The following is a 15,437-nucleotide window of genomic DNA, read 5'->3' on the forward strand; positions in this document are numbered from 1 at the left end:
TTTTGGACGATTCAGTACCTGATCGACTGTGCTGCCTTATTCAAAGGACGAACCTATTGCTGCTGTCTGGAAACTGTGAGGGGATACTGATTGCGAAGTTCAGAAACCGGTCCGACAATCCCTGTAAGAATGAACAACTCCCGCGAGAAGGAACCAGTCACCGTCAAGATACTGGAGGACACCAATTGCAATGAATCCGCCAAAGACGAGTGGTTGGTAGAGAGGCTGACTTCGAACACCGTTCACTGTCGTGGAGAACAACAGCGGAACGACAATAATCCAGAAAGCAACTGAACACAGAGTTGGTGGCCCAGAATATGCGAACTCAACGTATGTAGCGCCCGCAACAAATACTAGCATAAACAACAACGCTCTCGGACGGATTCGGTCTCTGAGGGAGGAACTGGAACTCATGCGCCGTACGCTCCAGTTCAATCGTTCGGTTCGCTCCTCATAGACTGAAACAGGACAAACTACGGAGGGCATTGTCTGTATGCAGCCCACTGGTTGTCTCTGGCTCAAGGGGTTCAACAGAGCCTGACCAATCTCAATCGCTCAGGTCAATTTCCGAACTGGTTATGGATCCGACCCTCTATACAGGGAGGGTACTGGAACCCACTACCGTGTGAGATCTCGATATCTCCTACGTCGCCGACTGACTCACACCTCAATCCCGCCCGACTGCTCGTCTCGTATCTGGAGATAGGCATCGGCGATGATGCCATACCCAAGTATCGTAAGCGGGGCAGTCACCAGGAACGTGACGAGTTGGCCTATACCCGGGCTGACGAAGGATGCAAGCGACCCGATACTGCTAACGAGACCAGTCACGACCCCAACGAGCAACAGAAGCCCCGCAAGCCGCCAGCGATTCCCACGTGAAAGAGCCCAACTGCGTCGCAGCGAGTCAATGAGACGACGGTCTTCGACTGCGATGGCGAACACGACGAACGCAAAGCTCACCATGAGGAAAATGCCGGGGATCACCAGCAGAACGAACCCGATGAACGTGGCAATCCCGATGACGATGTTCGCGCCAACGGCTGTCAGTAGCGCCCGACCGATCCGCCGGGTGAATAGCGAGCCGGTGACGGTTCCGCTGTCTGACCCCTGCCGAGTGAGCGCCCGCGCAGCGGCGATATAGATCGCCATACCAAACAGCAGGGAAGCGAGCGTGAGTCCTGCCGCGACGACACTGGAGAGGGGTAGCGTCAACCCAATCTGTGCTTCTTGTCGAATCTCTGGTGGGAGCGCTCCAGCGACAATCGTGTTCACCGAACTGGTGAATATCCCCACATAAAGGAAAGTCAGTACCATCAGGGCGATGCCAACCGGAGAGACACTCCGGCGAATGCCGTTGCTAATCGCACGGCCAATTTGGAGGGCCATAACCCATTTGCTCAGCCAAGTATAGAAAATCCTTCGCTTGAGGGTCCCTCTGAAGGTAGCTCCGGTGGTCTGCGTACAGGGATAGACTCATAGCGCTACAATAGAGTCTCGCCTATCGCTCCGTCACTGAACTCGAATTACTCGATGCACATCGCACAGAGTAGTTCCCACCTGCACCCAGCCTGTTGCTCCTTAGCCCAGCCCATCGCACCTGTATCGCGTGTTACGCTTCTACTTGTGATCAGCGAATCTCAATATGACTGATATGCGCCCTGTCTGCCGCAGAGCCTTTTGGACTCCCCTTCGCCTCTCGGTCCCGGCGTAACCGAAACAGAGGATGGATACAGCATCGGTTTTGGATGACGGTTTATTGCCCCAGTTTCGTCGGCGGTTGAGAGGTAACGAGGTTGCTACTGTACTGCCTTGTCGATGGCATTGACGAACTTTTCGGGATGTTGAGACCCGACAAGCACGCCACGCTCGTTCGTCTGTTCGATCCAGACTCCTTGATTGCCACGTACGTTGTAGGCAATCTTCCCGGGTGCCCAACGAATCCCCCAGCCACCGAACTCTCGGAGTGGCCTGTACTGTCTGGCTTCGTACTATTCGATTTCTGACCACGGTATTCGACGGAACGAGCGATGAAGCGGCCACATTTTGAGGTAGATGCCGTCGGCTCTCACTTCGGTTCGGAGACGAAGACTGTATACGAGCCAAGCGACCGCACCGACGACAACGAGTCCACCCCACGAGATGGGTCCCAACACGAGCATGAGGAGCGCAACGCCACCGAAGAGTGCCCAGATCCACGGCTGGCGAAACCGCTGTACTTCACGGAACAGTGGTGCCTTTTCCATAAATCGGTGATACGCGAGTAATGCTATTCAGTACTGGGCTTGCCGAACGTCGAGAGACGACTGAGACAGGCATACACTGTGTCTGCAGCAATCAAATCTTCTTCGTTCTGCGAGGCGGTGTATGTCAAAGGAGGGAGACCTATGCGGCATCTGTGGGTGCTAGTTTGTTTCGGCGATAGCTCCGGACGAACGCATACAGCAATCCAAGCAGGCCACCCACACTTAGGACGCCCGGGCCGAGGCTGATCGAAATCTCCTCTGGGGTGTTGACGAACGCGAAGAGATACGTGAGAGTTCCGGGCTTCCCGACTGTTAATGACTCGATACCGAGGGCCGAGAGGAGTATCGGACCGGCGAGTGCTAGGAGAATTCCCACGGCGAACAACGCTACCGCTGCTCCGGAGAGTGCATCCCAGACGAGCGACGTAATCGACAGCGAACGCGGTCGATCACTGTCTCGCCCGAGGATTCTGACCCCGCTTTCATGATCAACGATGCGAATGTGTGCCGGGTAGCTCACCACCATGAGTGTCATCCAGATGTCCGCGACTGCACCAGCGGCGTTCAACGTCAGTGGAATGGCCAGCCACCCCCACTCAAGGAGGAGCATTAGGGGAACACCGACGAGCGTCATCACGACGAGCGGCGTCAAGAGTACCACGATGAACTGATTGCGCGTGAATTCGTGGTCGGTCGTCGCATATGCATATGGGAGAACGAAATGAGCGACGCCGACACCGTAGCGAGGCTCACCACCGTAGTAGCGGATTGCAAGCCCGTGGAGCCACTCATGGGGAACGAGAATCGCAGTTCCGAGAAAGACGAGCACGAGTATGTTCACCGGGGTTGCTAGCCACCCGACTGACTTCGGTGCGAATTGAAATGTTACCGCGTTCCCGGTTGCAAACTGGTAGAGGCCACTGAACAGTGTCCACCCGACAAGCATTCCCAGCGTGCCGATGGCCAGCATCTGAATCGTAAGCCCACGAGTGAGTTCAAGATCGGCGAGCACTCGTTCAGTAGACACGTTTTCCATTCACTAGTCTGACATACCTCTTGCAAAAAAGTGTTCCCCCATACTCAATACGCACTCTCGGTTTCCCCTCGTCTGAACGAAAACACCCGATTCCGGACCCAGTCCTCAATCACTTGACCGCTGCCTATGAACATGCCGAGTACGATGAGACACTGTATCACATCCGGGAAGCGCTCCAAATCTCCAAAAGTGAAACCGAAGTAACTGCTAACGTCAATGAGACATTGCTTGAATAAGCTCTGCGGGGACACTCACATCTGACGGTCTACTGAGGACTACAGAGATTGTTGACTGCCCTGCCCAGTGTAGCAACCGAATGATTCCGGTGATATGGCTCGTGGCATTGCTATGTGGGGCGACCGGCGCTGGCCGCTGTGTCTCTGGATAAACTCACACTCGGGCTAGAAATGAATGCGGAACCAATTGAAGTCACACAGCCTGTTGAACCGGCTAGAATACATATCATGGAGGGGATTTATCATGATATGAGTGACAGACATCTATGAGCCGATAGCATGATTGGAAATCGGGTTTCAGGTGACAACACGCCAGAACAGGGATGGACTTCCGATGAACAAGAAATTGCCAATCTCGTTGAGGACCTCATTACTTCGGATGGAATACCTGTTGAGGTAAGAGATAAAGCGAAGAGGCTCCACGATTCTGGTCACTCTCACGACGCACTCAAAACAATCCTCGAATCACTGGATTGACTAGGTGATTCAGGCGTGTAATAAGTGCTCTGTTGAATAGATACTGAGTCACAGTTAGAGCGGCTCACAGAGCGGTTCTATGTTTGTGATGGCGAACATCAGGAATACCAGAGAAGTAGCGGTTCTCCTTGGCGACAAGGGATATGACGACCAGAAGGTTCGCGCATTAGCCCGTGAGACAGGTGTTCGACCGTTCATCAAGCACCGCGAGTTTTCGTCGCTCCACAAGGCGTGGAATGTTCGACTGGATACTGATCTCCATGGTCAGCGTAGTCAAAACGAGACGGTGAACTCACGACTCAAACGCAGGTATGGTGCGTTCGTCCGGTCACGGCACTGGTGGAAACAGCTTCGAGAACTCACTATCGCCTGCCTTGCTCGCAATCTCGACCGACCATTCTAATCGGTAGATATAGAAGTTCAAGTCACCGATTTACTCTCTTCAGCGGATTCTCTTCCACGTCTCATCAAACAGGTTTCCCTTTTGTACAACGTCTCTGTCCTTGTCCCACGTGACTATCTCTTTCCTCTGCAATTCACGAAGTGATTGATGTCTCATACGCAGGCGTAGTCGCGCAACTTCTTCAGTTGCAGACGGAGGTTCAGATTCAAAGAGTTCGAATTGTACCATGGTTATTCAAGAAAGGGCACCGACTTCAGGCCCTCTGTTTTTGATTTTTTTAATAACGGAGTTACAGACTAATCCTATGCAAACACTTTGTTCAATCTGCTATGGGTATTAAGAACGTCACCCACTGGCTATTTACTCTTCTAAACAGATTTTCCTAACACGATGTATCCCGCCTTACAAATTGGTCTTAAGGGGTCGGGAAGTACCATCGATTTCCTTCTGGCGGTGTTGATTTTGTTCAGTGCATTCGTCGTTATCTTCCTGATTGGCAGGCTATTTGATGGCGCTTTTTGATTCTGCGAATATCGGCATTTCGCAAACAGATAGCTGGTCGCTGTCTCCCCTGCATTGACAACGTATTCGGCGACCAACCAATAGCAAATCTGAGTTCAAATTATAGACTTTTCACTGATATAGTACCGTTTCATTCCAACTACTTGAGAAAAGTCACCAACGGTTATGGCTGATCTGAGAGGATATGAAATCATGTCGTCTCAGGAAGTCCAACTTCGGAGCACAGTCGCAGGATTCACAGCGGAAGGGAAACTCCACACACTGAGCGTTTGGTTCATTGTCGCGTTACGGCTGATGATGGGGATAGCGTTCTTCCAGAGTGGGTTCGATAAAGTGTTGTCAGGGAGTTTCAGCGCAGCAGGGTATCTACAGAATGCACCCCCGTCGAATGGGAGTCCCGTGGCTGACCTCTTCGTTTCAATGGGAAGCACGCCATGGTTCGTAGATTTCGTTAACGTTGCCGTACCATGGGGAGAGGTACTTATCGGCCTCGGCCTCATCTTCGGTGTACTGACACGCCTCGCTGCTTTCTGGGGCGCATTTATGATGCTAATGTTCTATCTGGGGAACTGGGACATTGCCCACGGCTACATCAACGGAGATTTTGCGTATATGCTTGTCTTCCTCTCAGTCGCCGCCTTCGGTGCTGGCCGTATTCTCGGTCTCGACCAGTATATCGAACAATACGAAATCGGAGGGCGACCGCTTGTTGAACGGTATCCGTGGACCCGATACTTCCTTGGCTAGCATTTTCTCGTTCAGTTCCGTACCAGCCATGAATTAATTGGCAGTGCTGAATCCACAATCGTACGGGCAGTCGTTCCTGACCTTTCTCGGTGAAAAATTCACGCCGGTGCTCAAATCCGTCGTATCGTCGTCACAACTTCCCACCCAGTCCCGTCACTGACTGCCGTTCCAAACGGCTTCAACCCGTTCAAAGCCGCTCCCACTCCGAGATTCGAACTCGATTTCTGCTTGGAACTCTGGAAGGTATCGTACACGAAGCCCTTCGCGTCAGCAACCGACACCTCGCTCATTGGTTCAGCACCCGGACAGCCTGGTCGACCAGTGATTCGTTGAGCCGCACTGCGGACCAGCCACAGCATTCAATTACCCACTTCGTTGACCGACCACCCAGATACTGAAGCGGTCAGTACAGGTAACACACCTACCATGCCCAGCGAACACTCCTCAGAAGTCTATCAGAAACGTCGTGCAAGATAGAGAGTGTAGTCAGCACAGGGAGCGTCGTTTCTTCCAGAGATATCCTACTGAAGCATCTGCTCAGTGTGAGTGAACACTGAACATATCGGTTAATAGTTATTGATAAATTAACACATAGTTGGAAATTCTAAAATCATTTTGCCCCTAATGGAAGAAATCATTCAATTGCCCATGTAGTTTATTAGTGCCAAACTCTGTATCCAGTATAATGCCAAGTACTAACGATACTCTCTCCGATTTCAAGCTTGAGGGTGTCGATGAAGATAGCGAGATACGTACATATACGCTGTCAGAACTGACTGACGGTGCCGTTGCAGTCCTGAACGTGTACGTGTACGATTATTCTCCCGTGTGTACGGACCAGGTTTGTGATATCAGTGAATTAGAATGGCTGTCAATCAATGACGACGTGAATGTGGTCGGTCTCTCCGGTGATGGACCCTACTCACACCAGCAATTTATTGAGGACAATCGGATCAGCTACCCGTTATTGTGTGACACTGCAGAGGAAGTAATTGAGGAACTCGGTGTCATCCACGAGGAGAAAGATGGACTCCGACGTGTCCCACAACGGTCGATGTTCCTCATCGACGAGGAACACCGTATCCGCTGGAAATGGGTCGCTGAAGACAATTGGGACGCATGGACGAGTGGTCCGATAGAAGAGCTCAATGACACGATATCACAACTTCGTGCCTAACCTGTCGTCCTACCCTTCCGAAGAATGTCCGCAGTGTCAGGAACAATTTACCCGCGATAAGTCGGGGGCACGACACGGGTATTCGATAATTGGGAAGGGCGAGACCCTGACACTCATCCGATGTGAAGCCTGTGGAATCGAAATCCCTGTTCCCGAGACATCTGATGCATCACTCACTGTTACCGCTACTGCTGGCAATATCTCAATGAGCCTTCGATTCTCCCACTAAGAGGTCCCCTACTGAGAACCATCATTTTCCTGTTAGGAATCGCGTGCAGAATCCAGATGGTGGATTCAGGGCGGAAGCCCGATTATTCTGGGTCTGTTCTCGTGAATCGGCTATTAGAGTGGGTATACACAATCAATGTATGTTAGTCAAAAAAGGGAAGACAGAGTAAGGGCGTCGCTTAGTTCTGGAGGCGCTTCTCACATTCGCTGATAAACGTGGTGAGGCTACGGGCGGTCTCCGGCTCAAGCGAGACGAAGATTCCACGATTCTTTCCACGTGGAAAGTGGAGCAGAATTGCGTCGTGAAAAACCCGCACCGTGGCAGCGAGGTCCCCAAACGGAAAGGAGGCCTCCTCTTTTGATGAAGTCTCGGGTCGAAGACGGCGCACAATTCGATCAGTCTGACTTGTGAGACGTGTCTCTTCTAAATCCTCTCGGACGTACAGGATCTCTGTCTCGTCCCCATTGTATCGAACCGTGGCACGATAGTTTTCACCAGCTCGATCCTCCAGGTATTCGATGAGCGAATGCTTGGTCATAGCGAAACTCTATAGAGAGTAGTGTTAAGTGTGCTCCCGATAAGCAACGCACCTCGTCTCTTGTCGTGAGCTATTACTGCTCGTAGTGCCCGTTGATATCTATGCGCCCTTTATCTTGCACGGCTATCAGAACACCTCTCAAAGCTGCTAGAAATCTCACTAGTCAATTCGCACGCTTACTGAGCGGTGGTTTCATACAGGTACTCGAGCAACAAACGATGCTCAAAAATCAAAAGGGGAGTTGGCTAACCAACAGTGGTGGGCAAGACCCCTCGTTTGTTGGTTAGCGTTCTACGGCCCTCTGTCGCCGTGACGTGCTGACACCCATTTGCGGTGGCGTTACTTGTACCCGATTTGGTGAACCCTCTCGCAGTACCCTAATGAGTGCGTTAGATGAGATGTCCGAGAGAGCCAGCTTTGACTGCTCTGGTGACGTGCTTGGTTGCTTCCCGGAAAACGATTCCGATGAGACGACCTGTTGAATCGCCTAGAGCTTAGACCGAAGTTGGCCACTCATCGAGCGGACCAGGTCATCGTCTGGCCAGGAATGGACTTCGAGCCTGTCGAAGCGCGATGCGACTTGCTGGACCATGTTCAGTTGTTCGAGGGCGTACTCGACCCAGTACTGGTGACTGTCCTGCACCTGCTCGAGTTCCTCAACGACATCATCGTAGCCGGCTTGCTTGACGGCGGTGAGACACTGCTGGAAATTCGCACCGTGGGGATTGATTGGTTCGTGGAAGACGACGACCTCACCGAGCGCTCTGAAGTAGCTGAGTAGCTCGTTAAAGTCGTCTTCGCCCATCGTCGGGTATGTGGGCGACATCGAGACGAACACCGACACAATGGCCTGTTGCAGCTCGTCTAACGCCTGCCAGCGAGCCATCGGTGGCGGGGCGTTCGGTTCCATCGCCCTGATGAGTGTGGCGTCGAAGGACGGAATTGACGAACGCTACGCCGACCCAATCAACCACAGTCGCCTCTTCCAGAACCTCAACCAGCTCACCGACCAGGACCACATCAACCGGGACGACCTCGACGCCCGCGCTAACGTGTATACGCTGACTGACGCTGGCAGACAGCTACTCCAGCGCCACGCGGAATCACTTGCGGGCCTGTGTGGTCTGCCCCAACCCGTCGCTGGAGGTGCACAGTAATACCCCAGCAACCCACGCAGTACCGTCGCTCAGGGGGCAAAAACGGGGACACAGTCGGCCGATGCTGTCAGAGGCACGTAATCACTGGGCAGGTGATGACCGACTGGTACCCTGCGGGAATAGACACAGAACTTGTAAATAACCGTTGCTGTCGGGGCGTTCAATTCGGTGTCGCTCACAGTACAGTCGCCCGCCGAAACCGGCGGGGGACTGTATCGCGTGCCTCTGACAGTTTCCCAGGACAAAGTGAAATACTTTGTTCTGGTACTACTGGTGTAGTTAGTCACTATAATTGTAATTTTCGTCTCCCGTTTCGAGCGGAATACAGCGCACAGCACCCCGAATATTGGGGGTCCGGACCCGCGGAGGGGTTAATTGGGGAATCGAAGAGCGTGTGTGGTGCTTCGATGACAGGGTTCGGAACCAATCCGACCGCTGCGGGACGGTTTCTAAAAATGCTTGCGTATTCAGACCCGTGGCCGCCCAGCCACGAGGGGTGTGTCGGCATAATCGTCCCCAGCGTCGGCGACGTTGTCATCCTGACCGGACTCGACAGTGAGCCACACCTGCTCGTCACCGCCGTCGACGAAGCCGGCGACGGGGTCACTGGCGTCCTGCTGGCCGACCTGGCCGAGGAGACCATCCAGCGCCTCAACGTCTTGGCCGGCAACCGTCAGCGCCGGCAGGAGCTGACGACGGCCATACGCCGAGCCGAGGACCTCATAACGTTCCGTGTCCCCGTCGACGAACTCCGCCAGTGCGACAGGTCGGCCACACAGGATAGTAAGCCACACAGAGGAGGATATCGAAGAACTCGAGGAAATGCTGGACCGTGCCGACGACCTCCAAGAAGAACGCGAGGAGTTGGCTGACCAGTTGACCGATGAACGGACAAAGATTGACCAGATTGAAGCCGAGGCGATCGAAGAATTCAACGAGCATATGGAGGCGATGCTGGAGATTCTGGACTACAAAAACCTCGACCGGATCTGGATCGAACGTGTCGAGCAGACAGTGCGTTAGGGGCGACGGAAAGTCGAGAAGACATTGTTCGAGGATACGATTGAACATCTGAGCGAGAGTGAGCGTGAGGTGACGGGACTGATCTTCGCACTGGCAGGCTATCTTGTCCACGACCTTCACGAGACTGTGCCATTCATGCTGTTGGATTCACTGGAAGCGATTGACTCAGACCGAATCGCCCAACTTGTCAATTACTTTGAATACCACGCTGAGTATCTCGTGGTTGCCTTACTGCCTGAAGATCCACAGGCGATTGACAACGACGCAACTCGGGTTACTACTATCTAAGGTCAGCTCAAGCCTTCTTGGGGTAACGAGGTGGTCATGGATAACACTTGTAGGGTGGTGTGATCGACCACCAGTCGGTCATGGTATCCTGAGGTACTTGTACAAACACCCGGTAGTAGTTGGTATGACGAGCGAGGATGAGCCGGTCCAGCGCTGTACATTGAATGAACCGGGAGACCTCCGAGCGGCACTTGAGGAAGCCGCAATCGAATTTCTCAATGTCGATGATGATAAGACGGTCGTAATCTATCGAAGCGCAGTTCTCATTGTGAGGGCCACTGAAGGACATGCCACAAACGCGACGGCGTTTACTGTCGAACTCTGGGAACCACCAGCAGATGATTTTGAATATGAACCAGACGACCTACTCACGACATTCATTGATGAATTGATCCCACAAAAAAGATCTCAGCGATAGAGTTAGACTCTATGCCGGGATCAGGTCAGTCGGGTTAGCTATTTTATATTGACCGGGGACAGTAAGCTTTCTTCGCGACTATAGTTTGGAGGAGCGCGTTGAGCAATTGGCACGAGAGCTCTTGACGGAATACCTTCCACAAGGTGTCACCGTAGTTGGGGCGTCTATGCAGTCATACACCACGCCTCCATGAATATCAATGATCGCTCACTCCGGGGAGTTAACGAATTACTCAAACACTCCACCGCTGTGCGGAAGTCAACGACCAGAAGATGGTACAACCTCGCAGCGTGTGGGTTTGGATATCACGAGCTTCTCGTCACCCGAAGGGTCCCTTTGAGGGTTCTGTTCTGAATTTAGCAGACGCACCGAATACTGAATGGCTGATAGTATAGAATGGCTGCATCATCAATTAGTTACCAGGAAATATTTATTAGCCATCAAGATGTTTAGTAAACATGTACCCGGACTAAGCCGGTGCTTACCAATACATGCACGCATGATTACAAGGTCAGTCACCATCGAGGACATCGATGATTTGTACCTGATGTGGAACGACCATATCAACGCCTCTGCCCTCTATCGCCGTGCCCTCCGTGAGGAGATGGATGTTCGCGGCGTCGACCCTAATGAACTCCGTGAGCTCCTCGAACGGGCCCGCGAGCAGGGCTACACACTCGAAGAGATCGCTGAACACACCAACCACTTCGCTGATCTCCAGTCGCTTGTAGAAACCCAGCAGAGCCAGCGAACGGCTGGAGATGATGTAGATGATTAACTCGTTATGTCACAGGACCAGACTCCTTCCGACCCTGAGCGTAGCATTAAAAACGAGTCATTGCTGACCGGGAAACTCCTTCGGCAGGCAGCGTTCACCGTCATTATCCTGAGCCTGTTCGCTGTCCAGCCGGCCGCCGCACAGAGTAACGCGGTCTGTAGCGCGGACAACCTCCCGAGTATGATTGAGGGGTTCTTCCAGCTGACCACAGCGCTGGGAATCGTCGGTCTCGCCATCGTCTGGCAGGCTGATTCCCTCATCGAGATGTTTACCCTGAACCCTGAGCAAAAGAAAGGGCTCAAGCGTCACAAACGCTCCGCGATGAAATCCGCGGTCGTCCTCGTCGCTCTCGGGCCACTCTATACCGTAGCTGGGTCGATGATGAGCCTCCCGCTGGCGGAGTGCGTCGATCTCGCCCCCTGGTAGGCGACAACCGCCCACGTCGCGAGCCCCTATGACACAACGAGAGCTCTCCGTGCTTATCGCCGGCTTGCTCGCGACGAGCCTAGTCACGGGTATCGTCGCCGCAGACACACCGCGACCGGGTACGGAGGGGAACGGGCTCACCGAGAACGAGTCGGCAACGCTGTGGTCCCGGGATGCGGACAACTACATCACGCAAGAGGAGTACCGCCAGCGCTACGGCGAGAACCGTTCCGCTTTCCATCAAGTCGCCAACGGGACGGATATTACGTTCAAACGGCCGCCCGCGACTGCGGCGACGTGGACGCGGAACGACTTCGAAAATCTCGACGCCGGCGGCCCAGATACGTCCGTGCATCCGCCACACGCGGACCTCGAGGACGGCGTCTTCATCGAAGATGCTCACGCAACGATCTTCGCCGTCCAGCCTTCTACTCGTGGACACCTTGAGTCCGGTGAAACCCCACTCTACATCGCGCCGAATGGGACGATGCGCGGGTTCGTTGATTACCGCGTTCGCGTACCCAACGGGAGCTCCTCCGGCAACACGACTATTTCATGGTCGCTCACGAAGCACGAGATCGAAGAAGTCCGGTTGAAAAAGAACGGCGACACCATCGCCGAGCGTGACGGGTCCCATACGCCTGCCCTCGACTATCAGATCGAGGATGACTGGAGTGCGAATCTCACGCTGGAAGCGGAAATTAGCGTCCGACTGAAGAAGACCGTCAGGACCGACCAGGGTAACCGGACGGACGTCGACGTTACCTATCGGACGGAATCACGGAACGCCTCCGATTCGATCGCCGTCGAGATTTACGACCTCTCAGCGTACCCGTATTACGCCGAGTATCCGAATGGCGACGCCGGCGTGGCCATCTTCCAGTCGCGGCCATGGCAGGGGTACACGCTCACGGAGGACGGTGAGGCACGTGTCCGTGGAATCTGGCGGTTCTACACCGCTCGGAACACCAACTGGGATACGCTCGTTCGGTCGAATCGAACGGACACCGCCACAGTCGAGTCAGACGCGATTCCGGTCTACGTTAACGCGTATCCCTCGCGGATCGGGCCGCGTGCCGAGCCAGTTCGAAACGGGCCGGAACTCATCGAAACCTGGGGGACTGACCGCCCGTCTCCGGTCGGGATCATTGGTGAGAACATCAATATAGACATCGTCAACCAGTCGTACACGACGACGTACGGCGTCGCCGTTCGAGCAGAGAACGTCAATCGAGAGGCGCTCCATATTGCGGGAATCGTCCGAGACGTGAATGCGTCAATCGTCGAGCCGGACGCCGGGTCCGAACGGCAGCTCCGCCGCAGCAATCTCACTGTCGAAGTTATCCAGCAGAATCAGTCGCAAACGACGCTCAGGGTTGAACTCCTGGATAATCAGACCGGCGCACCGATCGGGCTCAACGATAGCCGTCAATATCCAATCGGCGGCACCACCCGAAACGGGTATATCACGGTCGCAGACCAGCGCCTCGAGACCAACGCCTCGGGGGTGGCGATTGTGACAATCAACGAACCGGGCATCTACAAAGGTCGTTACCACCCGGGTTCGTGGCTCGGTCACGATCCTGCGTACGTGAGCGATACCGCGACGGTCCGGTGGCATCCGCTTGGAACGATCGACGGCTGGTTTGCGCTGGTGTTCGAGATCGGCTGGCAGCTTCTACCGTTTTTCGTGATGTTCTACGCTGGCAAGCGCCTCCTGCGGATGCTCGGCCCAGAAGACATCTTCCAACGCAATTCATGACACGAGATACCCCACCCATCAGTAGGCGAACCGCCCTCCGAACAGTCTCCGGCGCCGCTCTCGTGAGCGTGGCCGGTTGTATGGATGGCAACGGAAGCACCGGTCCTAACGGTAGTGCAACTCCAGAAGGCGGATCCAGTGTGTTCCGGCAGGTAACTGTTGAAGAGACAGCACTCATAGTCCAGTTCGATTCGGATTCGGAATTCGACCAGATCAACCTCATCCAACCGAACGGCGAACTGTTCGGACAGCGGGAGGTTGCTGCAGGTTCCCAGCAAATCTCATTTGATCTCGGCACAACGTACGCTCCTGGCGAGTACGAAATAGTAGCCCTCAGCGGTGAAGAAACGGTTGGTGAAAGCTCGCTTTCTGTCCAGCCAAGCCTCGGGGTTGTCGAGATGGATGTCGGTAGAAACCAGCCTGAAGAGATGTGGGATGGATTAGAAAGCAACATCGAAGAGGAAGCGTTCGTCACTATCGAAAACCAGGGGACTGGCCCCGATGCGGTTACAAAATTACTCTTCATCGGTGATGTCCCCTATCCGTCCGACGAAGAGGGGACGAACTATATCGATCATGAAGACGTAAGCGGGATTTACGACCCGGAATCCGACTCCGAGGTTGAGCAGATCATTATCGCGCCCGGGGAGCAAATTACGCTCTACAGTTCACGCTCGCCGTTTGCTTTCGTTCCTGGAGCAGGCACGTCCTGTTCGGAGGAGTCGAAAACCGGTGAGTTTGAATTAATACTTGAAACGCGAGTTGACGGGGACCGAGTCACCAAAACGTACAGTATCCAGTATTCAGGCTCCCAAGAAACCGATAACTGCGAAATATCCATCAGTGAGGGTTGACCATGGTTGATCTAATCGACGTCGTCCTTGAGGGATTCAAAGAGGTCGTCGATTGGATTGTCGGCCTCTTCATGGAAGGTCTGCGTTCCGGCTATGAGACCCTCACCGAGGAGATGTTCGGGACACCAACACCGGAGACGGACGGTGCATTCGTCTTCGGAGAGCCCAGTAATGCCCCGTGGCCGTCAATTCAGGACGCGCTTGTAGGTGGAGAGATCATGTTGATCTCACTGCTACTCCTCGTGATGTGCGTTCAGGGGCGTCACACGATCCGTATATTCAATATTGGAAGTGCATACGAGGCCAGGCGCAGCAAAAAAACTGCGTGGGTCGGTGCGTTTCTGATCATCAGCTGGTACTGGCTCAGTATTCTTGGACTCTACATCGTGGACGGGTTCACTATCGCTCTGATTCCGAGTCTGGGTTCTCTGGGCGATGCGATGCTCAACTTGCTCGAAGTCTCAATCACAAATCCTGGACTTTCACTCATATTCGCGCTCATTGGAGGAGTCTCAATGTGGGCTTTAGAGGCACTCTACTACATTCGCGAAGTCTTGCTCTACGTCTACGTGTATGGAATGCCGATTGCGTTCGCGTTGGCCTACGGAAACGTCCCCGTCCTTTCGGATATCGCGATGGGGTTCAGTAAGAAATTCGTCCCGTTAGCTGTCCTGCCTCTGCCTGCAGCAGTGGTGTTCAAAGGATACGACTTACTGTACTCTCAGAACGCCATCGCTCCGAGTAGTCCGTTTTTGCGGTATCTAGTCGCGGCATCGCTCCCGCTAATCGCACTCTACCTGACCTGGAAGACGTTCAAGTACGCGACGCCACTCACGGCGAAAGTCCTCGGCGGTGCGACAAAGGGGGCAGCCCTCATCGGCGGCGTGGCTGCTGGAGCTTACGTCGGCGGCGCCGGCGTCGCGACGACCGCTGCTCGGTGGGGGCCGAAAGCCGCAGCCGGCCATGCTGTCGCACAAAAAGCTGCTGCTCGGGGCGGTCATGGAGAGGGTGGAGATAGTACGCCCTCATACCGACGCACCGAGAACGACCCCGGGGGTACTACGTCGGATACAGCGGGTGAGGAACGCGGAATGGACTTTGATAGGGGGATCCACTGACG

General features: G+C 54.1%; 17 protein-coding genes and 2 pseudogenes. 13 read left to right on the plus strand and 6 right to left on the minus strand.

Features of this window, described 5'->3' with window-relative positions; all coding sequences use genetic code 11:
- Positions 1-660: 660 nt before the first annotated feature.
- On the minus strand, positions 661-1,389 hold the full coding sequence (locus KZ498_RS21305; RefSeq protein ID WP_312621453.1) for a hypothetical protein: 729 nt from the start codon (positions 1,387-1,389) through the stop codon (positions 661-663).
- A gap of 641 nt (positions 1,390-2,030) precedes the next feature.
- Here KZ498_RS21305 and KZ498_RS21310 point away from each other — a divergent pair.
- Positions 2,031-2,267, plus strand: coding sequence for a hypothetical protein (locus tag KZ498_RS21310; protein WP_312621455.1), 237 nt, complete (start codon positions 2,031-2,033; stop codon positions 2,265-2,267).
- Positions 2,268-2,385: 118 nt separating this feature from the next.
- Here the strand turns inward: KZ498_RS21310 and KZ498_RS21315 are convergent, their stop codons facing one another.
- Positions 2,386-3,282: a DUF3267 domain-containing protein gene (locus tag KZ498_RS21315; protein ID WP_312621456.1), complete on the minus strand. Its 897-nt coding sequence runs from the start codon at positions 3,280-3,282 to the stop codon at positions 2,386-2,388.
- A 515-nt stretch (positions 3,283-3,797) separates the two neighbouring features.
- Between KZ498_RS21315 and KZ498_RS21320 the strand changes: the two genes are divergently transcribed.
- The 3 genes and pseudogenes from KZ498_RS21320 (at position 3,798) to KZ498_RS21330 (ending at position 5,667) form a co-directional block, all read left to right on the plus strand.
- Positions 3,798-3,995, plus strand: a complete 198-nt coding sequence (locus KZ498_RS21320) for a hypothetical protein (RefSeq protein WP_312621457.1) — start codon at positions 3,798-3,800, stop codon at positions 3,993-3,995.
- A 118-nt stretch (positions 3,996-4,113) separates the two neighbouring features.
- Positions 4,114-4,398, plus strand: a pseudogene (locus KZ498_RS21325) (IS5/IS1182 family transposase); the annotation flags it as partial.
- 714 nt (positions 4,399-5,112) lie between these two features.
- Positions 5,113-5,667 (plus strand): DoxX family protein, encoded by a 555-nt coding sequence (locus KZ498_RS21330; protein WP_312621458.1) that lies wholly within the window; start codon positions 5,113-5,115, stop codon positions 5,665-5,667.
- A 110-nt stretch (positions 5,668-5,777) separates the two neighbouring features.
- On the opposite strand, the gene KZ498_RS21335 is transcribed toward KZ498_RS21330, so the two are convergent.
- Entirely contained in the window at positions 5,778-5,957 is a 180-nt protein-coding gene (locus tag KZ498_RS21335; RefSeq protein ID WP_312621460.1) for a hypothetical protein, read from the minus strand.
- Between the two features lie 395 nt (positions 5,958-6,352).
- On the opposite strand from KZ498_RS21335, the gene KZ498_RS21340 reads away from it, so the two are divergent.
- Positions 6,353-6,844, plus strand: a complete 492-nt coding sequence (locus KZ498_RS21340; RefSeq protein ID WP_312621461.1) for a redoxin domain-containing protein — start codon at positions 6,353-6,355, stop codon at positions 6,842-6,844.
- A 407-nt stretch (positions 6,845-7,251) separates the two neighbouring features.
- Here the strand turns inward: KZ498_RS21340 and KZ498_RS21345 are convergent, their stop codons facing one another.
- Both KZ498_RS21345 and KZ498_RS21350 read right to left on the minus strand, forming a co-directional pair.
- The gene (locus KZ498_RS21345; protein ID WP_312621462.1) at positions 7,252-7,611 is read right to left on the minus strand and encodes a hypothetical protein; all 360 of its coding nucleotides are present in this window, start codon (positions 7,609-7,611) and stop codon (positions 7,252-7,254) included.
- 487 nt (positions 7,612-8,098) lie between these two features.
- The gene (locus tag KZ498_RS21350) at positions 8,099-8,437 is read right to left on the minus strand and encodes a radical SAM domain-containing protein (RefSeq protein ID WP_396276162.1); all 339 of its coding nucleotides are present in this window, start codon (positions 8,435-8,437) and stop codon (positions 8,099-8,101) included.
- Here KZ498_RS21350 and KZ498_RS21355 point away from each other — a divergent pair.
- Positions 8,427-8,768 carry a MarR family winged helix-turn-helix transcriptional regulator gene (locus KZ498_RS21355; protein ID WP_312621463.1) on the plus strand — a complete coding sequence of 114 codons (342 nt, stop codon included), beginning with the start codon at positions 8,427-8,429 and terminating at the stop codon, positions 8,766-8,768. The genes KZ498_RS21350 and KZ498_RS21355 overlap by 11 nt on opposite strands.
- A 467-nt stretch (positions 8,769-9,235) precedes the next feature.
- On the opposite strand, the gene KZ498_RS21360 is transcribed toward KZ498_RS21355, so the two are convergent.
- Positions 9,236-9,562 carry a hypothetical protein gene (locus KZ498_RS21360; protein ID WP_312621464.1) on the minus strand — a complete coding sequence of 109 codons (327 nt, stop codon included), beginning with the start codon at positions 9,560-9,562 and terminating at the stop codon, positions 9,236-9,238.
- A gap of 7 nt (positions 9,563-9,569) precedes the next feature.
- On the opposite strand from KZ498_RS21360, the pseudogene KZ498_RS21365 reads away from it, so the two are divergent.
- From KZ498_RS21365 to KZ498_RS21395, 7 genes and pseudogenes are all read left to right on the plus strand, one after another.
- Positions 9,570-10,079 (plus strand): annotated as a pseudogene (locus tag KZ498_RS21365) (chromosome segregation protein SMC); the annotation flags it as partial.
- A gap of 124 nt (positions 10,080-10,203) precedes the next feature.
- Entirely contained in the window at positions 10,204-10,497 is a 294-nt protein-coding gene (locus tag KZ498_RS21370) for a hypothetical protein (RefSeq protein ID WP_312621465.1), read from the plus strand.
- Between the two features lie 499 nt (positions 10,498-10,996).
- Positions 10,997-11,275: a hypothetical protein gene (locus KZ498_RS21375; RefSeq protein ID WP_312621466.1), complete on the plus strand. Its 279-nt coding sequence runs from the start codon at positions 10,997-10,999 to the stop codon at positions 11,273-11,275.
- A 6-nt stretch (positions 11,276-11,281) separates the two neighbouring features.
- Positions 11,282-11,701: a hypothetical protein gene (locus KZ498_RS21380; protein ID WP_312621467.1), complete on the plus strand. Its 420-nt coding sequence runs from the start codon at positions 11,282-11,284 to the stop codon at positions 11,699-11,701.
- Between the two features lie 28 nt (positions 11,702-11,729).
- Positions 11,730-13,463: a hypothetical protein gene (locus KZ498_RS21385; protein WP_312621468.1), complete on the plus strand. Its 1,734-nt coding sequence runs from the start codon at positions 11,730-11,732 to the stop codon at positions 13,461-13,463.
- On the plus strand, positions 13,460-14,317 hold the full coding sequence (locus tag KZ498_RS21390) for a hypothetical protein (RefSeq protein ID WP_396276163.1): 858 nt from the start codon (positions 13,460-13,462) through the stop codon (positions 14,315-14,317). The genes KZ498_RS21385 and KZ498_RS21390 overlap by 4 nt, the downstream gene beginning before the upstream one ends.
- A 2-nt stretch (positions 14,318-14,319) precedes the next feature.
- Positions 14,320-15,435 carry a hypothetical protein gene (locus tag KZ498_RS21395; protein WP_312621471.1) on the plus strand — a complete coding sequence of 372 codons (1,116 nt, stop codon included), beginning with the start codon at positions 14,320-14,322 and terminating at the stop codon, positions 15,433-15,435.
- Positions 15,436-15,437 lie beyond the last annotated feature (2 nt).

This window comes from Haloarcula sp. 1CSR25-25, assembly GCF_032027985.1.
Taxonomy (GTDB): domain Archaea; phylum Halobacteriota; class Halobacteria; order Halobacteriales; family Haloarculaceae; genus Haloarcula.

Coding starts and splice junctions, on each gene's coding strand:
- KZ498_RS21315 (WP_312621456.1), bottom strand. CDS start 3,282: ATGGAAAACGTGTCTACTGAACGAGTGCTCGCCGATCTTGAACTCACT.
- KZ498_RS21350 (WP_396276162.1), bottom strand. CDS start 8,437: ATGTCGCCCACATACCCGACGATGGGCGAAGACGACTTTAACGAGCTA.
- KZ498_RS21345 (WP_312621462.1), bottom strand. CDS start 7,611: ATGACCAAGCATTCGCTCATCGAATACCTGGAGGATCGAGCTGGTGAA.
- KZ498_RS21390 (WP_396276163.1), top strand. CDS start 13,460: ATGACACGAGATACCCCACCCATCAGTAGGCGAACCGCCCTCCGAACA.
- KZ498_RS21320 (WP_312621457.1), top strand. CDS start 3,798: ATGATTGGAAATCGGGTTTCAGGTGACAACACGCCAGAACAGGGATGG.
- KZ498_RS21335 (WP_312621460.1), bottom strand. CDS start 5,957: ATGAGCGAGGTGTCGGTTGCTGACGCGAAGGGCTTCGTGTACGATACC.
- KZ498_RS21385 (WP_312621468.1), top strand. CDS start 11,730: ATGACACAACGAGAGCTCTCCGTGCTTATCGCCGGCTTGCTCGCGACG.
- KZ498_RS21340 (WP_312621461.1), top strand. CDS start 6,353: ATGCCAAGTACTAACGATACTCTCTCCGATTTCAAGCTTGAGGGTGTC.
- KZ498_RS21370 (WP_312621465.1), top strand. CDS start 10,204: ATGACGAGCGAGGATGAGCCGGTCCAGCGCTGTACATTGAATGAACCG.
- KZ498_RS21330 (WP_312621458.1), top strand. CDS start 5,113: ATGTCGTCTCAGGAAGTCCAACTTCGGAGCACAGTCGCAGGATTCACA.
- KZ498_RS21395 (WP_312621471.1), top strand. CDS start 14,320: ATGGTTGATCTAATCGACGTCGTCCTTGAGGGATTCAAAGAGGTCGTC.
- KZ498_RS21375 (WP_312621466.1), top strand. CDS start 10,997: ATGATTACAAGGTCAGTCACCATCGAGGACATCGATGATTTGTACCTG.
- KZ498_RS21305 (WP_312621453.1), bottom strand. CDS start 1,389: ATGGCCCTCCAAATTGGCCGTGCGATTAGCAACGGCATTCGCCGGAGT.
- KZ498_RS21310 (WP_312621455.1), top strand. CDS start 2,031: ATGAAGCGGCCACATTTTGAGGTAGATGCCGTCGGCTCTCACTTCGGT.
- KZ498_RS21380 (WP_312621467.1), top strand. CDS start 11,282: ATGTCACAGGACCAGACTCCTTCCGACCCTGAGCGTAGCATTAAAAAC.